A 20,350-nucleotide genomic window follows, 5' to 3' on the forward strand; every position below is an offset into this window, starting at 1 on the left:
ATTCGGTTGGAGGTCGTGCTCACGGCAGTTGCCAGATGATGCAAGAGCTCACGCGTGTCATTCAACAGGTTGCAAACCTAGTCAGCCTTGTCGCCGCCGGCCAGGTTTTTCTTCGAACCGGTCTTGAAGTCGGTTTCGTACCAACCGGTGCCGCTGAGGCGAAAACCCGGCATGGACAGCATCTTCTTCAGCTCTGGTGCCTGGCACGCAGGGCAGTCGACCAGCGGTGCTGCGCTGATCTTTTGAATGGCTTCCAACTGATGACCACAGGAAGCACATTGATAGTCGTACATCGGCATGGGGGTTGTCTCGGTGATCAGATTGCTACCGCAAACGCAGGGTTTTGCGGCAAAGAGCGGGATTATATCGATTAAATGCAGCCTGTGCAGCCGTAAGACTGCACAGACCGACACCGCGACCGTTTCAACCTCGAACCGGCTTATCCACGCCTCACTTCAGACTGTGGACAACGCAGACCACACGCACCAGCCCAGTGAAATTCTTCACCCCGCCGTGACGCAAATGCACCTCGCGGTCCACGTGCGACAACAAGGTACTCACCGAGCAGCCGTTGAGCGTGGCCATTTCGCCGAGGATGTCCCAATAGACCTGCTCGAGCCGCAGGCAGGTCGCAAAACCGTTCAAGCGCACCGACCGCGATAACGGCCGGGCCAAGCCCATATCAAATTCACTGACAAACGGGTCAATCTTTATCGCCGGTTGCGCGACAAACCTCCATTCGCGCTCACTTTGTCCATAAACCATAGCGCTGACACTCCTTTGCCATCTGTGGTTTTCATCAGATCAGTTCTCCTGAATCCTTATAAAAACGCACGCGCAAAGTTATAGCCAGATGACTTTATGACCATCGACGTAGGATAAGCCAACAAATGAGGGAGGATCCTGGACACCGTCCTAGGCCGGACAGTTTCCTACAGCAGCGCGGCGATTTTCCGCAGTTAAATAGAGATTCCGCCTACGAAAGCAGCGGTGCACGAACAACGCCGCTGGCGTCATCCGCGCACCTTCACACTTATTGATCGAGCAGCGAACGGAGCATCCACGCGGTTTTTTCGTGGACTTGCATACGCTGGGTCAGCAGGTCGGCCGTTGGCTCGTCACTGACTTTGTCCAGCAGCGGGAAGATCCCGCGCGCGGTGCGGGTGACCGCCTCTTGCCCGTCGACCAGTTGCTTGATCATGTCTTCGGCGCTCGGCACACCCTCTTCTTCTTTAATAGAAGAAAGCCGCGCGTACACCGAATAGGCGCCAGGCGCCGGAAAGCCCAGTGCACGAATACGCTCGGCGATCGAATCGACGGCCAGTGCCAGCTCGTTGTATTGCTCTTCGAACATCAGGTGCAGGGTCCGAAACATCGGCCCCGTGACGTTCCAGTGGAAGTTGTGGGTTTTCAGGTACAACACGTAAGTGTCCGACAGCAGACGTGACAGCCCGTCGACGATGGACTTGCGGTCCTCTTCACTGATACCGATATCGATTGCCATGTTTATCCCCAAAAGGTGATGAAATTCATCCGACAAGTGCCGGACCACTGTAGCAAGGCTGTCCACACCATGCAGCCCCGGATAATTGCCCTGCCTGCGACAAATCGCCCACGGGGCGCCGCCCGACCGCCTGATTTGAGTAGCCGCAGGCTTTGCTGTTAAATAGGCAGCGTGTCGTCAGTCCCTTATTTTTCCGGGGGCCGGCGCATAGGCTGATAGCGGGTACGTGTCCAGCGCCTCTTATTGTTCTGAAGCGAACCGTACTTTGTCAGCTCTTCCTAGTGATCCGTCTTAACGTGAGTCAATCAAAATGTTGAAAATCGTCCACCTGCTAATGGGCGCAGCAGCTTTGCTGCTGTCCTTCATCCCTAGCCTGCAATCCGAAGCCGTACCTTACCTGCAACAACCCGATGCACTTTACCTGGCCTTTTTCGGCCTGCTCAACCTGACCCTCGCGCCGGTTATCCCTTACTGGAACAAAGGTCCTCGCCACCAACTGCAAAACCTCGTCAGCGCTCTGCTGGTCCTGGCTGTGGTGCTGCAAACCCTGACGCTGATCGCGCCGATGCCGGTTATTGCCGGTCAACCTGCGGTGCTGTTCAGCCTTGTTGTTACCCTGGTCGCCGTGTTCCTGCACTTGGCCATCAGCTTCTACAAATCGTCACCGGCCGCCTCCTCGCCAAGCTATGACATGAGCAACCGCGATACCGGCACCGTCAAGTGGTTCAACACCTCCAAAGGCTTCGGTTTTATCTCGCGCGATTCGGGCGATGATATTTTCGTGCACTTTCGCGCCATCCGTGGCGAAGGCCACCGCGTTCTGGTCGAAGGCCAGCGCGTGGAGTTTTCGGTGATGAACCGCGACAAAGGCCTGCAAGCCGAAGACGTGATCGCCGCACTGCCCCGTCGCTGATCCCAAGCGATAAAAAAACCGCGAACAGCCTGGCTGTTCGCGGTTTTTTATTGCCCGGCGTTTTTGCCGACTTGACCCTTGGCTTATTAATAGTGCGGCGGTGGTGCCTCTTCTTCGGAGGACTCGAACTGCCCGGCCATTTCTTCCTGACGGCGCAGTAACGCCGACATTTGCAGTTGCAGGCGTTCGACCACGCGCTGCTGCGCCACCAGCACATCGTTCAATGACTGAATGGTGTCGTCCTGAAACGCCAAGCGGCTCTCCAGATCGTTGACACGCTCTTCGAGGTTCATCGCTTAAACGCTCCCTTCAGGTGCCGACCAGGTGATTTGATCGGCAAGCACCGAGCGCAGTCGCTCGCGAATCGTTGCGACCTGCTCGGCGCTGTACGGCTTGGCCGGGTGCTTGCCCCAGACCGGCGCCGGCCACGCGGCATCGTCGCGCGTGCGCACAATCACGTGCATGTGCAGTTGGCTGACCACGTTGCCCAGTGTCGCGACATTCATTTTGTCGGCGTCGAACAGGTCCTTGAGCATCTCTGCCAAAGCGTTGGTTTCCTGCCAGAGCTGCTGCTGATCATCGACATCCAACTGAAACAACTCGCTGATATCTTCGCGGCGCGGCACCAGAATGAACCACGGGTAATTCGCGTCGTTGCACAGCAGCAGCCGGCAGAGCGGGAAATCACCGATGGGTAAAGTGTCTTGTTGAAGTTGTGGATCTAAAGCGAACACTGCGCGCACTCCCGCCTGGTTCATCAGTTTCAGCTTAGCGCCCCGACTCCGAGGCCGCGCGCCAAGCGACAGGACGGCAGCATACCCGCGAATGCCCTGCCGCCGGAACCCGCGCCCCGCCATGAGACATTTTTGCGGCGAACGCACCATTACAGAACCAGACGCTCGGCAAAAACAGCCGAAGTAACTGGCAAACGCTCACCCGCCCACCTCGCGCCTGTGGCCAAGCTGTATGAATTCGACACAGTGATTGAAATTTTCTGCACCAAAACCGCACATCGCGTCTACGCTGAGGCGGTCGGGGATCCGCCGATTACTCACTTCAGGGGTGAACCGGTAACGTTTTTTGTGGTCGCGCATTTTTCAGGGTGCGGCAACACCAGGACACGGATGGCGTCAAGCGCAAACAAAACGCACTTGAAACCCCCGGTTTTATGAGGTTTTTGCAGCGACCCGCACAAATTCGAAAAAAACAGCGACAGAATCCGGGTTTGAGCACGCTTGTTGCATTCACCCCCATATCGCCTCAAAGCGTCCACTGGAAGTGGCAGCGCTCAGGCAAATAAAAAAAACAGCGGCAGGGTTGCCCGATGGAGTTTCAGACGTTTCGCCAGGGACTCTTTTTAGCGACGCCAAAGCTTTGAAAAACAGCGCTGAAGTTGTTTGTCCGCTTGCGTCGAGGTTGTAAATTTGCGACATCTACACAGCTGTTTGCGACAGGGTCGTAAAGAAGCTGAAAGGTTAGATGAGCAAGTATCGCCAACATTGTCGGCGTGATATAAGTTTGCGCCGACACAAAAAGAAAGAGCCGCCCAGATAATAAAACAGGTGGGACGGCAGTACTCTTCTAAAAACCAAAGGAGCAAATCACGATGCGCGTGATGAAGTGGAGCATAATCGCACTGGCTGTTTCAGCAGGCACCTCGCAGTTCGCAATCGCGTCCTCCCAGGACGAGGCCAAAGGCTTTATCGAAGACCAAAGTCTGAAAGCCAAGACCCGTATCCAGTACATGAACCGTGATTTCAAGAACGGTGCAGGTAACTCGTCTTCCGGTACTGCTGGCTATCGTCAAGACACCGGTATCAGCGAGCTGATCACTTACGAATCCGGCTTCACCCAAGGCACCGTCGGCGTAGGCCTGGATGCAATGGTAATGGGTTCGGCGAAACTGGACGGTGGTTCGGGTCATCGTGGTAACGGCCTGTTCGCTAACGACAGCGATGGCAACCCGGAAAAGACTCAGTCCAAGTCCGGCGCAGCAGTGAAGTTCCGCCTCTCCGACACTACTTTGAAATACGGCCAGCAATTCGTTGCCAGCCCAGTATTTGCTACCGATGACAGCCGTCTGCTGCCAGAAGTCGCGACCGGTACTCTGATCACTTCCAAAGAGATCAAGAACCTGGAACTGAGCGCAGGTCGCTTCACCTCCCTGAGCAAGCAAACCGGCATGGGTCGTGACAGCATCGGCGGTCTCTCCGATGAAAACGGTTTTGGCGGCAAAGGCCTGACCAACATCAATATCTTCGGCGCCAGCTACGCCTTCACCGATAACTTCACCGGTGCAGTAGCGGCTTCCGACGCTGATGACTACTTCAAGAAGCAGTACATCAACCTGAACTACACCCTGCCGATCAACGAAGATCAGTCGCTGAACTTCGACTTCAACGGGTACAACACCAAAGGCGAGAAGCGCGGCGACCTGGTCGACGCAATCGGCGACGGCACCACCGGCGTAGACAACAAACTGTGGTCCCTGGCAGCTGCTTACAGCCTCGGCGCACACAAGTTCACCGTCGCTCACCAGCGCTCCAGCGGTGACAACGGTTACTACTACGGCGTTGACGGTAACGGCACGATCTTCGTAGCCAACTCCATTCAGATCTCCGACTTCGTGGGCCGCGACGAGCGTTCCTGGCAGGCTCGCTACGACCTGAACATGAAAACTTACGGCGTTCCTGGCCTGAGCTTCATGACCCGTTACGTAATGGGTGACAACATCAAGACCAACGGTCTGGGTGAAGGCAAGGAAAACGAGTGGAACCTGGAGTCCAAGTACGTATTCCAGGACGGTCCGGCAAAAGACCTGTCGATGCGTCTGCGTTTCGCCAACTACCGCTCGAACGGCGCGTACAGCGGCTACTCGTCTGACAACTACGACACCCGTCTGATCATTGAGTACCCGCTGACCATCCTGTAATCAGGATGTAAACCGGTCGTACTGTAGAGCTTTGCTCTGACAGAAACCGCTCACCTGTTTCAGGTGGGCGGTTTTTTTATGCGCGTTACAACGCAACTTCGAAAGCAAGCTAACTAACTTCAACTAATAAACATTAGCCAGCTATCTTTACCGACCTGCAGGCATTAAAAAGCCCAAGAGTCTCACCGACTCTTGGGCTTGCGTTTAAGTTGACTGACCGGCCAATAAAAAACTTACTGCACCGGTGCTTCCTGAACCACGCGAATAACGCGCTGCGGAAACGGAATATCGATGTCGGCAGCTTTCAAACGATCACGCGCCTGTTCGTTGAACATGAACATCACGTCCCAGTAATCCGCAGTCTTCACCCACACACGCAGCGAAACAGTGATTGAACTGTCACCCAACGTCGAGATAACGGCTTGCGGTGCCGGGTCAGTCATCACGCGCTCATCCTTGGCCAGGTCGAGCAGCACTTGACGGGCTTTCTGCAAGTCCGCTTCGTAGTCCACGCCGACATCGAACACAACTTTGCGGGTTGGCTGACGGTTGGTATTGGTGATGATGCCGTTCGACAGATTGCCGTTTGGCACGATGATGGTTTTGTTGTCGCCGGTGCGCAGCACTGTGTGGAAGATCTGAATGCTGTCGACCGTGCCGGACACGCCTTGGGCTTCGATCCAGTCACCGATGCGGAACGGCCGGAACAACAGAATCAGCACGCCGCCCGCGAAGTTCGCCAGGCTGCCCTGCAATGCCAGGCCGATCGCCAGACCTGCGGCACCGATGGCGGCAACGAACGAGGTGGTCTCGACGCCGATCATCGATGCGACGCTGACTATCAGCAGCACTTTGAGAATGATGTTGGCCAGGCTGCTGATAAAACCTTGCAGCGCCAGGTCGGCGTTACGCAGGGCCAGCAGGCCGCCGAGTTTTTGCGTGACTTTGTTGATCAGCCACCAGCCGATCGCCAGGGTAATCACCGCCAGCAGCACACGGCTGCCGTATTCCATAATCATCGGGATCCAGGCCTGCGAGGCCTTCACCAAATGGTCCACTTCAGTATTCAAATCCATCTACTTTCTCCGGGTTTCAGCACAATCCTGCGATGGCAGCGGGTTTGCTCGCGATGGCGGCGAGCCATTCAACACAGACGTTGAATGCCACGACCTCATCGTGAGCAGGCTCACTGCAACAGGATTGTGTGTTGCGAGGGTCAGTCGCGGAAGTTGTTGAACTGCAGCGGCATGTCGAACGTCTTGGCGCGCAGGGCCGCGATGGCTTCCTGCAAATCGTCGCGCTTCTTGCCGGTGATCCGCACTTGCTCGCCCTGAATGGCGGCCTGGACCTTGAGCTTGGCGTCCTTGACGTGAGCGACGATTTTCTTCGCCAGCTCCTTGTCGATGCCTTCCTTGAGCACGGCTTCCTGCTTCATCAACTTGCCCGACGCATAAGCATCCTTGACCTCAAGGCACTGCACGTCGATCTTGCGCTTGACCAGGGCCAGCTTGAGGATTTCGATCATCGCTTCGAGCTGGAAGTCGGCCTCGGCGGTCAGATTGACGGTCAGCTCCTTTTCCTTGAACTCGAAAGTGCCTTTGCCTTTCAGGTCATAACGACGATCGAGTTCCTTGACGGCGTTCTCGACCGCGTTGGTGACTTCGTGTTTGTCCAGTTCGGATACCACGTCGAACGACGGCATGTAATTTCTCCAATAATCCGGTAAAAAAAGGCGCGCTCGATCACGATGGAGCGCGCTTGGCTTGCGGTTAAAATCGGGCTCATTATAACGGGTCTTTTCCAACCGATACTGCGAGCCTCTCATGCGTGCCTCAAACCGAGCAAAAAGCTGATGTCGACCACCTGGCATATTCTCGGCGCCGGCAGCCTCGGCACGTTATGGGCCACCCGCCTGGCGCGCGCGGGTGTTGCGGTGCGTTTGATTGTGCGGGACGAAAATCGTTTAAACGCATATCACGCGGCCGGCGGCTTGACCCTGGTCGAGCACGGCAGCGCGAGCACCTACGCCGTGCCCGCTGAAACACCTGACAGCGACGCGCCGATCAGCCGCTTGCTGGTCGCCTGCAAAGCCTACGACGCCGAACACGCCGTGGCGCAACTGGCGCCGCGTCTGACGCCGGGCGCCGAACTGATTCTGTTGCAGAACGGCCTCGGCAGTCAGGACGCCGTGGCGGCGCGCGCCCCGCAAGCGCGCTGCATCAGCGCGTCGAGCACCGAAGGCGCGTTTCGCGATGGCGATTGGCGCGTGGTGTTCGCCGGCCACGGTTACACCTGGCTCGGCGATGCCGGGCATCCGGTGGCGCCGATCTGGCTGGACGATCTGAACGCCGCCGGCATTCCCCACGAATGGAGCACCGAAATCCTCACGCGGCTGTGGCGCAAACTGGCGCTCAATTGCGCGATCAATCCGCTGACGGTGCTGCACGGTTGCCGCAACGGCGGTTTGCAGGACCATCATTGCGAAGTCGCCACGCTCTGCGTCGAGCTGACCGAGCTGCTTGACCGCTGCGGTCAGCCCGCTGCTGCCGAGGACTTGCAGCAGGAAGTCGAACGAGTGATCCAGGCCACCGCCGCCAATTACTCATCGATGTATCAGGACGTCGCCCATCAGCGCCGCACTGAAATCAGCTATCTGTTGGGCCATGCGTGCAAAGTCGCGGCGCGGCATCAGTTGAACCTGCCGCACCTCAATCAGTTGCAGCAGCGCCTGGTCACGCATCTGCACAGCCTTGGATTGCCCAGCGACTGAGCAGCGGCTACGCTGGCGACTTGTTCCCTTTCAGCGACGAACCTGATGCCATTGCGCCAGCGCCTCGAAAACCTTCCCGTCGGCCAGAAATTGCTGGCCGCTTTGCTGGTGCTCTTGATCACCGTACTGCTGGTCGCCAACCTGACGTTTATCAGCGCCGCCTATTACATTTCCCAGGAAAGCATGGCGCCGCAGGCCCTACAGACCATCGGCCGGCTGGTGTCGAATCCGAGTCTGGTGTCCGAAGCCTTGCAGTCGCCGCAAAGCGCCGACCGCCTGCTCAAGGAACTCAACAGTTATTCACCGTTGCGCGCCGCAGCGCTGTACGACGGTAACGGCGAGCGTCTCGCGCAGTTGCAGCACGGCAACAAACTCAAGTTGCCGGCGCGCTATCAACACATCGAAGCCTGGCAATCCACGGAATTTCGCAGCAACCAGATCATCACCCTGCCCCGCCCCGGCACTCAACCGGGGCATTTGCTGTTGGTGGCCAGCAGCGAACTGCCGACGGCGTTCTACACCGGCACCCTGACCGCGAGCCTCGGCATCCTGATCTTCAGTGTGCTGCTGTGGCTGGTGATTGCGCGGCAGATCAAACGCCTGATCACCCGGCCGATTCATCAACTCGAAGAGCTCTCGCGCCAGGTCACCCGCGAAGAGAACTATGCGCTGCGCGCCTCTCGCGGCAACCACGACGAAATCGGCAGCCTCGCCGAGGCGTTCAACACCATGCTGTCGCGGATCGAAGCGCGCGAGCAGCAGCTCAAGCGCGCCCGCGATGAGTCGCAAGAGGCTTACGATCAGGCACAAGGTCTGGCGGAAGAAACCCGCCACACCAACCGCAAACTGGAACTGGAAGTGCAGGTGCGGAGCAAGATCGAGAAGAAACTCACCGGTTTCCAGAACTACCTCAACAGCATCATCGACTCGATGCCTTCGGCGCTGATCGCCCTCGATGAGCAGCTCTACGTCACGCAGTGGAATCAGGAGGCCAGCGCCCTGTCCGGCACGCGTCTGGACGAAGCGCTGAACCAGCCGATCTTCCTCGCATTCGAACCGCTCAAGCCGTTTTTGCCGCAACTCAAGCAAACCGTCGAACAGCACACCGTGGCGAAAATCGAGCGCGTGACCTGGGTCAAGGACGATGAAGCCAAGCATTACGCGCTGACGTTCTATCCGCTGATGGGCGGCGCCGGGCGCGGCGTGGTGATCCGCATTGATGACATCACCCAGCGCCTGTCGCTGGAAGAAATGATGGTGCAATCGGAAAAAATGCTTTCGGTCGGTGGCCTCGCTGCCGGCATGGCCCACGAAATCAATAACCCGCTGGGCGCGATCCTGCACAACGTGCAGAACATCCGCCGACGCCTGTCGCCGGAGCTGCCGAAAAACCTCGAACAAGCGGAACAGGTCGGCATTGAGCTGGAAACCGTCAATCAATACCTGCAAGCGCGGGAAGTCCCGCAGTTGCTCGATGGCATCCAGCAGGCCGGCGCGCGGGCGGCGAAGATCGTCACGCACATGCTCAGTTTCAGCCGTCGCAGTACGCGGCAAATGGCCCCGTGTGACTTGCCGGCGCTGATCGATCAAGCCGTGGAAATCGCCGGTAACGACTTCGATCTGGCGATCGGTTTCGACTTCAAGGGCCAGGCAATCATTCGCCAGTTCGACCCCGCGCTCGGCCCGGTACCGGGCACCGCCAACGAACTGGAACAAGTGCTGCTCAATCTGCTGAAAAACGCCGCGCAGGCGATTCACCAGCGTGAAGACGACAGCGAGCCGGGGCGGATCATTCTGCGGACCAGACTCAATCCGCCGTGGGCCGAGATTCAGGTCGAGGACAACGGCATCGGCATGAGCGAAAACGTGCGCAAACGCACGTTCGAGCCGTTTTTCACCACCAAGGAAATCGGCCAGGGCACCGGCCTCGGTTTGTCCGTTTCGTATTTCATCATCACCAACAACCACAAGGGTCAGATGGAAGTGCAATCGACCCTCGGCCAGGGCACTTGTTTCACTTTGCGCCTGCCGTTGGCGGGCACGCCGCTGGTCTCTCAAGAACTCAATCAGCTACCGAGGTAACCATGGGCTTTCGCTTGTCGAAGATTTACACCCGCACCGGCGACAAAGGCGAGACCGGCCTGGGCGATGGCCGCCGCGTGCCCAAGGATCACCCGCGCATCGAGGCGATTGGCGAAGTTGATACGTTGAACAGTCAGGTCGGCGTGTTGCTGGCCGGGTTGGCAGCAGAAAGCGCCGCGTATCCGGGTTTGAATGAAGTGATCGAGGTGTTGGCGCCGTGTCAGCATCGCTTGTTCGACCTCGGTGGTGAGCTGGCGATGCCGGTTTATCAGGCGTTGAACGACGCGGAAATCGAGCGCCTGGAAGCGGCGATTGATCTGTGGAACGAAGAGCTGGGGCCGCTGGAGAATTTCATTCTGCCCGGCGGTTCGGCGTTGATTGCGCAAGCGCACGTGTGCCGAAGCCTGGCGCGCAGTGCCGAGCGCCGGTGTCAGCATTTGAATGCGGTAGAGCCGCTGACCGGGGTTGGGCTGGCGTATATCAATCGCTTGTCGGATTTGCTGTTCGTGGCGGCGCGGCTGATTGCCAAGCGTCAGGGCATCGCCGAGATATTGTGGCAACCGGCGGCGAAGCCTGAGGTTTAGTCGGCGCCTTCGAGGACGCCTTCGCGGGCAAGCCTCGCTCCTACACGGTTTATGTTGTTCGCGGATGTTGTGAACGACACAAATCCTGTAGGAGCGAGGCTTGCCCGCGAAGAGGCCAGCCGCTAGACCAAAGAATCGGGCCAGAACGCGCGAATCCCCGCCACGCCTTGCGCCCCGACTTCCCAAGCCTTCTGCCGGTCCGCCGGGCCAACGCCCCCCAACAAGAACACCGGTTTGCTGAAGCCGGCGATCAGGCTCGCAGCCTGTTCCCAACCCAACGGCTGCGCATCCGGGTGAGTCTGCGTCGGCTGCACCGGTGACAACGTCACGAAGTCCACGCCCATTTGCTCGGCCAGCGCCAGTTCTTCAGCGTTATGGCACGACGCCGCCAACCAGCGCGACGCTGGCAGCGGTCGGCCCTTCTCCGCGTATTTGCGCAATTGCGCGGCGGTGATGTGCCAACCGGCGGACGGGAAATCGCCCAGCCATTCGAACGGTCCCTTGATCATCAGCTGCGCTTTGCCGGCACACAGCCCCGCCGCGTCCACCGCCAAATCGCGATATTTCGGGTCGTAGCCGTTCGGCGCGCGCAGTTGAATCAGCTTGATGCCGCTGGCAATGGCTTTCTGGATGCCGCGCAGCAGCGCCGGGGTTTCCAAATCTTCCGGAGTAATCAGGTACTCGGCCGGCAACCGCGCGGCGGCGACGATCGGCTGGTTGGCCGCAGGAAATTCATAGTTGAGCAAATCGCGCTGGGCGACCCACTCCAACGGCTGACCTTCGACGCCATGCGGCTCGCCGCTAAACGCCGAGACTTCCCAGACATCCAGCAACACCTGCTTGTCCGGGTAATCGTGTTGAACCTTGATCAGCGGTCGCGCGGCGTTGACCACAATGCCCAACTCTTCCTGCAGCTCGCGGGCCAGCGCGCTTTCGACCGACTCGTCAGCCTCGACTTTGCCACCGGGGAATTCCCACAAACCGCCCTGATGCTGGGTATCTGCACGGCGTGCAATCAAAATCTTGCCAGCGCTGTCACGGATGACGGCGGCGGCGACGTGAACTCGTTTCACTGCGTTACCTCCGCAAGACCGGCTTTCTGCCAGGCCTTGAAAAACGGCCATTGGTAAATGGTTTCAACATAAGCCTCGTCCGCCGCCGGCAACTGCACCCGGTAAGTGCGCAGACGCACGGCAATCGGCGCGAAAAACGCATCGGCCAGCGAGGCAGGGCCAAACAGGAACGGCCCGGCTTCACTCGCCACCGCGCGACATTCGGCCCACAGCGCCAGCATGCGCTGGATTTCCGCTGCAACCTCGGGCGGCGTCGATGGCAAAGCCTGGTCGCGGCTCAAGTCGAACGGCATGTTGCTGCGCAGCGCAAAAAAACCGCTGTGCATTTGCGCACAGGCCGAACGGGCCTGGGCGCGGGCGGCGGTGTCTGTGGGCCAGAGGTTGGCCTCGGGGAATTGTTCAGCGAGGTATTCGGCGATGGCCAGCGAATCGGCGATCACGCCGTGGGCGGTTTTCAGCAACGGCACTTTGCCGGTCGGCGAATGCTTGAGCACACGTTCGCGGGTGTCGGGCTGATTGAGTTTGATCAGTTCTTCGGTATACGCAGCGCCGGTCAGGTCGAGCGCCAAGGCACCGCGCAGGGACCAGGAGGAATAGAGTTTGTCGCCGATGATCAGGTGCAGGCTCATGTTCGGGACCTTTTTGTTGAGGAGTTCAGGGCCGGAATCTTTGGCGTCTGGTCGGGCCTCTTCGCGGGCAAGCCTCGCTCCTACAAGGGCGATGTCCTACCTGTAGGAGCGAGGCTTGCCCGCGAATGAGGCGCCGCGGTCTTACGTTCGGTATTCGGCGTTGATCTTCACGTATTCGTGGGACAGGTCGGTGGTCCAGATGGTTTCGCTGCAATCGCCGCGACCCAACTCGATCCGAATGGTGATTTCTTCCTGCTGCATCACCGCCGAGCCCTGGGCTTCGGTGTAGGTCTCGGCGCGCGCGCCACGGCTAGCAATGCACACGTCACCGAGGAACACGTCGATCTTGCTCACGTCGAGGTTCGGCACACCGGCACGGCCGACGGCGGCGAGGATACGCCCCCAGTTCGGGTCGGAGGCGAACAGCGCGGTTTTGATCAGCGGCGAGTGCGCCACGGTGTAACCGACGTCGAGGCATTCCTGGTGATTGCCGCCGCCATTGACTTCGACGGTGACAAACTTGGTCGCGCCTTCGCCGTCACGCACGATGGCCTGGGCCACGTCCATGCACACTTCGAACACCGCTTGTTTGAGCTTGGCGAACAGTTCGCCGCTGGCCGCAGTGATTTCCGGCAGCGCAGCCTGACCGGTGGCGATCAGCATGCAGCAGTCGTTGGTCGAGGTGTCGCCGTCGATGGTGATGCGGTTGAACGACTTGTTGGCGCCGTCCAGCATCAGGTTCTGCAGCACATCACGGGAGACTTTGGCGTCGGTGGCGATGTAGCCGAGCATGGTTGCCATGTTCGGGCGGATCATCCCAGCGCCCTTGCTGATGCCGGTGACGGTGATGGTCACGCCGTCATGTTCGAACTGGCGGCTGGCGCCCTTCGGCAAGGTGTCGGTGGTCATGATGCCGGTGGCGGCGGCTGCCCAATTGTTTACCGACAGATCATCAAGCGCGGCTTGCAGTGCGCCTTCGATTTTCTCGACCGGCAGTGGCTCGCCGATCACGCCGGTGGAATACGGCAGCACCAGGCTGGCGTCGACGCCAGTCAGTTCAGCCAGTTTCGCGCAGGTGCGTGCGGCGGCGGCGAGGCCAGGTTCGCCGGTGCCGGCGTTGGCATTGCCGGTGTTGGTCAGCAGGTAACGCACCGGGCCTTGCACGCGTTGCTTGGCCAGAATCACTGGCGCGGCGCAAAACGCGTTCAGGGTGAACACGCCCGCAACGGTCGAACCTTCGGCGCAGCGCATGACCACGACATCCTTGCGCCCAGGGCGCTTGATGCCGGCCGAGGCGATACCGAGTTCAAAACCGGCAACCGGGTGCAACGTTGGCAAAGGACCAAGACCAACAGCCATGAATGCGCTCCTTAATAAATGATGTCGGCACCGGCGCCGCAGCGTCGGCGTTCAAATGGCAAAACGCCGCGACGGCTGATGCCGGTCGCGGCGCGGGTATTTCAGCGATTGAAACGGGTTTTACTGGATCTGCCCGTGGCAATGCTTGAATTTCTTGCCCGAACCGCAGTAGCACAGTTCGTTACGGCCCAGTTTCTGATCGTTGCGCACCGGTGCGGTGGCGGTGGCGAGGGCAACATCGACCTCTTCACCGAGCAGTTCCGGTTGCTCGAGACCCGGCGGTTCGTCGTGCTGGAATTGCATGCGCGCCGCCAGTGCCTCGGCTTCTTCACGCAGACGTTGCTCTTCGGCTTCCGGATCTTCGCGGCGGACCTGAACGTGCGACAACACACGGATCGAGTCACGCTTGATCGAATCCAGCAGCTCGGAGAACAGCGTGTACGACTCGCGCTTGTACTCTTGCTTCGGGTTCTTCTGCGCATAACCACGCAAGTGGATGCCGTGACGCAGGTGATCCATGGTAGACAGGTGGTCTTTCCACAGATCGTCGAGGACGCGCAGGACGATTTGTTTTTCGAAGGTGCGCAGCGCTTCGGCGCTTGCCGCTTCTTCTTTCTCGTTGTACGCCGCCAGCAGCTCGGTCATGAGCTTCTCGCGCAGGGTTTCTTCGTACAGGTGATCGTCTTCGTCGAGCCATTGCTGGATCGGCAACGCCACGCCGAAGTCGCTCTGCAACGCGGCTTCCAGGCCGGCCACGTCCCACTGCTCGGGCAGCGATTGCGGTGGAATGTGCGCGCTGACCGTGGCGTTGAGCACGTCCTGACGGAAATCGGCGATGGTTTCGCCAATGTTGTCAGCGGCCAACAAACTGTTACGCATGTGATAAATCACTTTACGTTGTTCGTTGTTGACGTCATCGAACTCGAGCAGTTGTTTACGAATGTCGAAGTTGCGACCTTCAACCTTGCGCTGAGCCTTTTCGATGGCGTTGGTCACCATGCGGTGCTCGATCGCTTCACCGGACTGCATGCCCAGGGCCTTCATGAAGTTCTTCACCCGATCAGAGGCGAAGATGCGCATCAGGCTGTCTTCCAGCGACAGGTAGAAGCGGCTGGAACCGGCGTCACCCTGACGACCGGCACGACCACGCAACTGGTTGTCGATACGGCGCGATTCGTGACGCTCGGAAGCGATGACCTGCAGACCGCCGGATTCCAGCACTTGCTGGTGACGCTTCTGCCAATCGGCCTTGATCTGTGCAATCTGCTCAGGGGTCGGGTCTTCGAGCGAAGCCACTTCCACTTCCCAGTTACCGCCCAACAGAATGTCGGTACCGCGACCGGCCATGTTGGTGGCGATGGTCAATGCGCCTGGGCGACCGGCCTGGGCAATGATTTCGGCTTCTTTTTCGTGGAACTTGGCGTTCAGAACCTTGTGTTCGATGCCTTCTTTCTCAAGCAGGCGCGACATGTGTTCCGAAGTTTCGATGGTTGCAGTACCCACCAGCACCGGACGGCCCTGGGTCATGCATTCCTTGATGTCGGCAACAATCGCCGCGTACTTCTCGTCGGCGGTGAGGAACACCAGGTCGTTGTAGTCTTTACGCGCCAGCGGCTTGTTCGGCGGGATAACCATCACCGACAGACCGTAGATCTGGTGGAATTCGAACGCTTCGGTGTCGGCGGTACCGGTCATGCCGGACAGCTTGTTGTACAGACGGAAGTAGTTCTGGAACGTGGTCGACGCCAAGGTCTGGCTTTCGGCCTGAATGTTCAGGTTTTCCTTGGCTTCGATGGCCTGGTGCAGGCCTTCGGACAGACGACGACCCGGCATGGTACGGCCGGTGTGTTCGTCGACCAGGACAACCTGACCGTCCTGCACGATGTATTCGATGTTGCGATGGAACAGTTTGTGCGCACGCAGACCGGCATACACGTGAGTCAGCAGGCCCAGGTTGTGCGCCGAGTACAGGCTCTCGCCTTCGGCAAGCATGCCGACACGGGTGAGCATGTCTTCGATGAACTGGTGACCGGCTTCGTTGAGTTCGACCTGACGGGTCTTCTCGTCAACGGTGTAGTGGCCAGCCTTGGTGACTTCGCCTTCAACTTCTTCGACGTGCAGTTCCAGTTGCGGGATCAGTTTGTTGATCTCGACGTACATCTTGGAGCTGTCTTCGGCCTGACCGGAGATGATCAGCGGGGTACGGGCTTCGTCGATGAGAATCGAGTCGACTTCGTCGATCACGGCAAAATTGAGTTCGCGCTGGAATTTTTCTTCCATGCTGAACGCCATGTTGTCGCGCAGGTAGTCGAAACCGAATTCGTTGTTGGTGCCGTAGGTGATGTCGGCGGCGTAAGCCAGGCGCTTCTCTTCCGGCGGCTGGAATGGCGTGACCACACCGACCGACAGACCGAGGAATTCGTAGAGCGGACGCATCCAGTTGGCGTCACGACGCGCCAGGTAGTCGTTCACGGTTACTACGTGAACGCCCTTGCCGGACAGCGCGTTGAGGTAAACACCCAGAGTTGCCACCAGGGTCTTGCCTTCACCGGTACGCATTTCCGCGATCATGCCTTCATGCAAGGTCATGCCGCCGATCAACTGGACGTCGAAGTGACGCATACCCATGACACGTTTACCGGCTTCACGGGCGACCGCGAAGGCTTCTGGCAACAGCTTGTCGAGGGTTTCCCCTTTGGCGATGCGGGCCTTGAACTCGTCTGTCTTGGCACGCAACTGATCGTCCGAAAGGGCCACCATTTGCTCTTCGAAGGCATTGACGAGTTGCACCGTCTTGAGCATGCGTTTGACTTCACGCTCGTTCTTGCTTCCAAAAAGTTTCTTTAACAAAGGCGCAAACATATCGGCAGGATCTTCCACACTAAAGGGATGGAGGGCGGCCCCGTGAGTCGCCCGAGCAGCCCTCATGGCCGCATGCGAACGAGCATTCTACCCGGAAACGAAGGTGAGGAAAGTGGCGTTGTTCCACGATGCATGCACTGCGCTGTTACGGGGCTCACTTAAAATAAGGGCTTTTTGCTGAACTTCAAGCCATTCACGGCAGAAGTTACTTGTTGATTTAATGGGTAAAGCGCGCGCAAAGCAATGGGTCAGGCTGATCGAATGCTTTCTGCTACCATGGCCGCTCTGTTACTTCAGGTGTCTGATCATGGCATTTCGCCCCCTCACGGCCAGAGCACCCGCCGTTCTGCTTCGCGAAGCCAAACCGCTGAAAGCCATCTTCGGCCACGCTCAACGCCTGGGTCATTTACAACGTCTGGTGGAAAGCCAGTTGCAGCCTGCCGCACGCGAGCATTGCCATGTGGCGTCGTGGCGCGAAGGCAGTTTGCTGTTGATTGTCACCGACGGTCACTGGGCGACGCGCTTGCGTTACCAGCAAAAACGCTTGCAACGGCAATTGCAGTTGTTTGATGAGTTCGCCAGCCTGACGCGGATTCTGTTCAAGGTTCAGCCGCCGACCGTGCCGCAAGGCGCAGCGGGGCATACGATCAGTTTGTCGAGCGATGCCGGGGCGACGATTCAGGCAACGGCGGACGGTATTACCGATCCAAACCTGCGCGCGGCGCTGGAAAGACTCGCGGCGCACGCCAAACCCAAGGATTGACACACATCCTGTAGGAGCGAGGCTTGCCCGCGAAGAGGTCCTTGAGGACGCCAAAAGCTTCGCGGGCAAGCCTCGCTCCTACAAGGGTTAACGGCGTTTGCTGCCACCGAGCAATGAGCCCATCAACCCGCGCACCAGTTGCCGACCAATCTGATTAGCCGCCTGGCGCATCGCCGATTTCAACGCCTGCCCCGCCGCTGTGCCCAGAAACTCGCCGGCCTTGTCGGTGAAGCTCGGCTCCTCGGCAGCAGGTTTATCCGCTTCAGCCTCAGGCGCCAGCCCCTTGCGCCCCATCAACACTTCATAAGCAGATTCACGATCGATCGGCTTGTCATAACGCCCCTTGAACGGCGAGCCGGCGATCAGCATGGTGCGCTCGGTGGCCGTCAGCGGCCCGATCCGCGACTGCGGCGGCGCGACCAATACGCGCTGGACCATCTCCGGCGTGCCTTTGTCCTGCAAGGTGCCGACCAGCGCCTCGCCGATCCCCAGCTCAGTCAACACTGACAAAGCGTCGAACGCCGGATTCGGCCGGAAGCCCTCAGCCACCGCACGCAGGGATTTCTGCTCCTTGGCAGTGAATGCGCGCAAACCGTGCTGAACCCGCAGACCCAACTGCGCCAGCACGTCATCCGGCAGGTCGCCCGGCGATTGCGTGACGAAATACACGCCAACGCCTTTCGAGCGAATCAGCCGCACCACTTGCTCAAGTCGCTCCTGCAAGGCTTTCGGCGTGTCGGCAAAGAGCAAATGCGCCTCATCGAAAAACAGCGCCAGCAACGGTTTATCGGCGTCGCCGCGTTCCGGCAGTTGCTCGAACAGTTCCGCCAACAGCCACAACAGAAACGTCGCGTAGACCTTCGGCGCTTCGTGGACCAGACGGCTGGCATCGAGCAAGTGAATGCGCCCGCGACCATCGGCCGCCGGTTGCAGGATGTCTTCGAGTTGCAGCGCCGGTTCGCCGAACAAGGCTTCGGCGCCCTGCTGTTCGAGGATGGCCAGGCGTCGCAACAGCGCCTGGCTGGAACCGGTGGTCATCAGCGCCGCGTCATCGCCGAGCAATTGCGGGTTGTCGCGAAGGTGATTGAGCAGCGCTTTCAAATCTTTCAGATCGAGCAGCAACAGGCCTTCGCGGTCGGCGACCTTGAACGCGGCGTACAGCGCCGATTGCTGGCTGTCGGTGAGTTCGAGCAACGCGCCGATCAGCAGCGGGCCCATTTCACTCAAGGTTGTGCGCAGTGGATGACCGGACTCGCCGTGGATGTCCCACAAGGTCACGGGATAAGCCTGCGGCGTGTAATTGAGCCACGGCATCCCGGCGATGCGCTCGGCGACCTTGCCTTGCGGGTTGCCGGCGGCGCCGAGTCCGCACAAGTCGCCCTTGATGTCGGCAGCGAACACCGCCACGCCGGCATCGCTGAAGGCTTCGGCCAGCCGTTGCAAGGTGACGGTTTTGCCGGTGCCGGTTGCGCCCGCGACCAGACCGTGACGGTTGGCCAGGCGCATGGCCTGAGCAATCGGCTGCCCTGCAAGGTCGGCGCCGATAACGAGTTTCGAGGAGTCAGGCATTTTGTCACCCATGGTTAATCTTTGATCGTTGACGGCCGATAAATAATGGCGAGAACCAGACTGAAGAGAGCCTCGGACATTCCCTAAGGAGAGACGGAATATCAGCTTGATTTCACGCTGCCCGATTTGCCCGTGCTTATAAAAGCACGACCTGGACATTAAGACCTTAGCGGACACCCCAAGCCATGAACAAAAATCTGCGTTTCAGCCATAAGATCCTGCTTGCGGCCGCACTGGTCGTCATTGCCGCTTTTGCTTCGTTCACGCTGTACAACGATTATCTGCAACGCAACGCGATTCGCGAAGACCTCGACAACTACCTCACCGAGATGGGCGAAGTCACCGCCAGCAACATCCAGACATGGCTGAGCGGGCGCATTCTGCTGATCGACAACCTCGCGCAGAACATCGCGATCAACCCCGAGCAGGCCACTGTTTCCAGCCTGCTGGAGCAGAAAGCGCTGACGTCGACGTTCATGGCATCCTACCTCGGTGACGCCACCGGGCACTTCACCATTCGCCCCGACGCGAAAATGCCTGACGGCTTCGACCCGCGCGTTCGCCCCTGGTACAAAGGCGCGGAAAGCAGCAGCACGCCGACCCTGACCGAACCGTACATCGATGCCGCGACCGGCCAAACCATCATTTCCATCGCCACTGCCTCGAAGAAAGCCGGGCAAAGTGTCGGCGTGGTCGGCGGCGACTTGAGCCTGCAAACGCTGATCGACACCCTCAGCGCTCGCGACTTCGACGGCATGGGCTACGCGTTCCTGGTCAGCGCCGACGGCAAGATTCTGGTACACCCGGACAAAGCCATGGTGATGAAATCCCTCAGCGAGGCTTACCCACAGGACACGCCACGGATCAACAGCGACTTCAGCGAAGTCGACGTCGACGGCAAAACACGCATCGTCACGTTCACGCCGATCAAGGGTTTGCCCTCGGTCAACTGGTACATCGGCCTGTCGGTGGACAAGGACAAAGCCTTCGCCATGCTCAGCGAATTCCGCACCTCGGCGGTGATTGCGACGGTGATTGCCGTGGCCATCATCATCGCCCTGCTCGGCATGCTGATCCGCATCCTGATCCAGCCGTTGCACGTGATGACCCGCGCGATGCAGGACATTGCCGACGGTGAAGGCGATTTGACCAAGCGCCTGACCATTCAGAACCAGGATGAATTCGGCATCCTCGGCACCGCGTTCAACCGTTTTGTCGAGCGCATTCACACCTCGATCCGCGAAGTATCCTCGGCCACCGGCCAGGTCAACGAAGTTGCCTTGCGGGTGGTGGCGGCGTCGAACTCGTCG

General features: G+C 59.1%; 18 protein-coding genes and 1 pseudogene. 7 read left to right on the top strand and 12 right to left on the bottom strand.

From position 1 onward, the window contains the following. Positions 1-77: 77 nt before the first annotated feature. The 3 genes from FBY12_RS21155 to FBY12_RS21165 form a co-directional block, all read right to left on the bottom strand. Positions 78-299 (bottom strand): FmdB family zinc ribbon protein, encoded by a 222-nt coding sequence (locus FBY12_RS21155; protein WP_010457489.1) that lies wholly within the window; start codon positions 297-299, stop codon positions 78-80. 151 nt (positions 300-450) lie between these two features. Further along, a complete protein-coding gene (locus tag FBY12_RS21160; protein ID WP_092278799.1) occupies positions 451-765 on the bottom strand; it encodes a ribbon-helix-helix domain-containing protein in 315 nt (104 codons plus the stop codon). A gap of 268 nt (positions 766-1,033) precedes the next feature. Beyond that, positions 1,034-1,504 carry a Dps family protein gene (locus FBY12_RS21165; RefSeq protein WP_054045005.1) on the bottom strand — a complete coding sequence of 157 codons (471 nt, stop codon included), beginning with the start codon at positions 1,502-1,504 and terminating at the stop codon, positions 1,034-1,036. A 310-nt stretch (positions 1,505-1,814) separates the two neighbouring features. On the opposite strand from FBY12_RS21165, the gene FBY12_RS28035 reads away from it, so the two are divergent. Continuing rightward, positions 1,815-2,417, top strand: coding sequence for a cold-shock protein (locus FBY12_RS28035; protein WP_092278795.1), 603 nt, complete (start codon positions 1,815-1,817; stop codon positions 2,415-2,417). Between the two features lie 86 nt (positions 2,418-2,503). Here the strand turns inward: FBY12_RS28035 and FBY12_RS21175 are convergent, their stop codons facing one another. Together FBY12_RS21175 and FBY12_RS21180 are read right to left on the bottom strand one after the other, a co-directional pair. Further along, positions 2,504-2,710 carry a SlyX family protein gene (locus FBY12_RS21175; RefSeq protein ID WP_092278793.1) on the bottom strand — a complete coding sequence of 69 codons (207 nt, stop codon included), beginning with the start codon at positions 2,708-2,710 and terminating at the stop codon, positions 2,504-2,506. 3 nt (positions 2,711-2,713) lie between these two features. Then, on the bottom strand, positions 2,714-3,151 hold the full coding sequence (locus tag FBY12_RS21180) for an HIT domain-containing protein (protein WP_145255605.1): 438 nt from the start codon (positions 3,149-3,151) through the stop codon (positions 2,714-2,716). An 872-nt stretch (positions 3,152-4,023) separates the two neighbouring features. Here FBY12_RS21180 and FBY12_RS21185 point away from each other — a divergent pair. Then, positions 4,024-5,349, top strand: coding sequence for an OprD family porin (locus tag FBY12_RS21185; protein WP_145255608.1), 1,326 nt, complete (start codon positions 4,024-4,026; stop codon positions 5,347-5,349). 233 nt (positions 5,350-5,582) lie between these two features. Here the strand turns inward: FBY12_RS21185 and FBY12_RS21190 are convergent, their stop codons facing one another. Together FBY12_RS21190 and FBY12_RS21195 are read right to left on the bottom strand one after the other, a co-directional pair. Then, on the bottom strand, positions 5,583-6,425 hold the full coding sequence (locus FBY12_RS21190; RefSeq protein WP_121731263.1) for a mechanosensitive ion channel family protein: 843 nt from the start codon (positions 6,423-6,425) through the stop codon (positions 5,583-5,585). 140 nt (positions 6,426-6,565) lie between these two features. Then, the gene (locus FBY12_RS21195) at positions 6,566-7,051 is read right to left on the bottom strand and encodes a YajQ family cyclic di-GMP-binding protein (RefSeq protein ID WP_008029244.1); all 486 of its coding nucleotides are present in this window, start codon (positions 7,049-7,051) and stop codon (positions 6,566-6,568) included. A gap of 150 nt (positions 7,052-7,201) precedes the next feature. Between FBY12_RS21195 and FBY12_RS21200 the strand changes: the two genes are divergently transcribed. Genes FBY12_RS21200 through FBY12_RS21210 form a run of 3 tightly spaced genes read left to right on the top strand, consistent with a single transcriptional unit; the run spans position 7,202 to position 10,785 of the window. Continuing rightward, the gene (locus FBY12_RS21200) at positions 7,202-8,119 is read left to right on the top strand and encodes a putative 2-dehydropantoate 2-reductase (protein ID WP_145255611.1); all 918 of its coding nucleotides are present in this window, start codon (positions 7,202-7,204) and stop codon (positions 8,117-8,119) included. A gap of 45 nt (positions 8,120-8,164) precedes the next feature. Next, positions 8,165-10,201, top strand: a complete 2,037-nt coding sequence (locus tag FBY12_RS21205) for an ATP-binding protein (protein WP_145255613.1) — start codon at positions 8,165-8,167, stop codon at positions 10,199-10,201. A gap of 2 nt (positions 10,202-10,203) precedes the next feature. Further along, a complete protein-coding gene (locus FBY12_RS21210) occupies positions 10,204-10,785 on the top strand; it encodes a cob(I)yrinic acid a,c-diamide adenosyltransferase (RefSeq protein WP_145255616.1) in 582 nt (193 codons plus the stop codon). Between the two features lie 122 nt (positions 10,786-10,907). Here the strand turns inward: FBY12_RS21210 and FBY12_RS21215 are convergent, their stop codons facing one another. The 4 genes from FBY12_RS21215 to secA all read right to left on the bottom strand — a co-directional run bounded on the left by FBY12_RS21215 (position 10,908) and on the right by secA (position 16,708). Then, positions 10,908-11,858: a Nudix family hydrolase gene (locus FBY12_RS21215; protein ID WP_145255619.1), complete on the bottom strand. Its 951-nt coding sequence runs from the start codon at positions 11,856-11,858 to the stop codon at positions 10,908-10,910. Beyond that, positions 11,855-12,487: a glutathione S-transferase family protein gene (locus FBY12_RS21220; RefSeq protein ID WP_145255622.1), complete on the bottom strand. Its 633-nt coding sequence runs from the start codon at positions 12,485-12,487 to the stop codon at positions 11,855-11,857. Before FBY12_RS21220 ends, FBY12_RS21215 begins: the two co-directional genes overlap by 4 nt. A 141-nt stretch (positions 12,488-12,628) precedes the next feature. Continuing rightward, complete coding sequence (argJ, locus tag FBY12_RS21225; RefSeq protein ID WP_101208001.1) at positions 12,629-13,846, bottom strand: bifunctional glutamate N-acetyltransferase/amino-acid acetyltransferase ArgJ; 1,218 nt, start codon at positions 13,844-13,846, stop codon at positions 12,629-12,631. A gap of 120 nt (positions 13,847-13,966) precedes the next feature. Beyond that, positions 13,967-16,708, bottom strand: a complete 2,742-nt coding sequence (gene secA, locus FBY12_RS21230; protein ID WP_121731270.1) for a preprotein translocase subunit SecA — start codon at positions 16,706-16,708, stop codon at positions 13,967-13,969. A gap of 307 nt (positions 16,709-17,015) precedes the next feature. Between secA and FBY12_RS21235 the strand changes: the two genes are divergently transcribed. Further along, positions 17,016-17,471 carry a DUF721 domain-containing protein gene (locus tag FBY12_RS21235; RefSeq protein ID WP_145255625.1) on the top strand — a complete coding sequence of 152 codons (456 nt, stop codon included), beginning with the start codon at positions 17,016-17,018 and terminating at the stop codon, positions 17,469-17,471. 87 nt (positions 17,472-17,558) lie between these two features. On the opposite strand, the gene FBY12_RS21240 is transcribed toward FBY12_RS21235, so the two are convergent. Then, the gene (locus FBY12_RS21240; RefSeq protein WP_145255628.1) at positions 17,559-19,040 is read right to left on the bottom strand and encodes a helicase HerA-like domain-containing protein; all 1,482 of its coding nucleotides are present in this window, start codon (positions 19,038-19,040) and stop codon (positions 17,559-17,561) included. Positions 19,041-19,225: 185 nt separating this feature from the next. Here FBY12_RS21240 and FBY12_RS28210 point away from each other — a divergent pair. After that, a pseudogene (locus FBY12_RS28210) lies at positions 19,226-20,257 on the top strand (cache domain-containing protein); the annotation flags it as partial. Positions 20,258-20,350: the final 93 nt, after the last annotated feature.

Origin of the sequence: Pseudomonas sp. SJZ131, from assembly GCF_007828705.1 — a bacterium.
Taxonomy (GTDB): Bacteria; Pseudomonadota; Gammaproteobacteria; order Pseudomonadales; family Pseudomonadaceae; genus Aquipseudomonas; species Aquipseudomonas prosekii.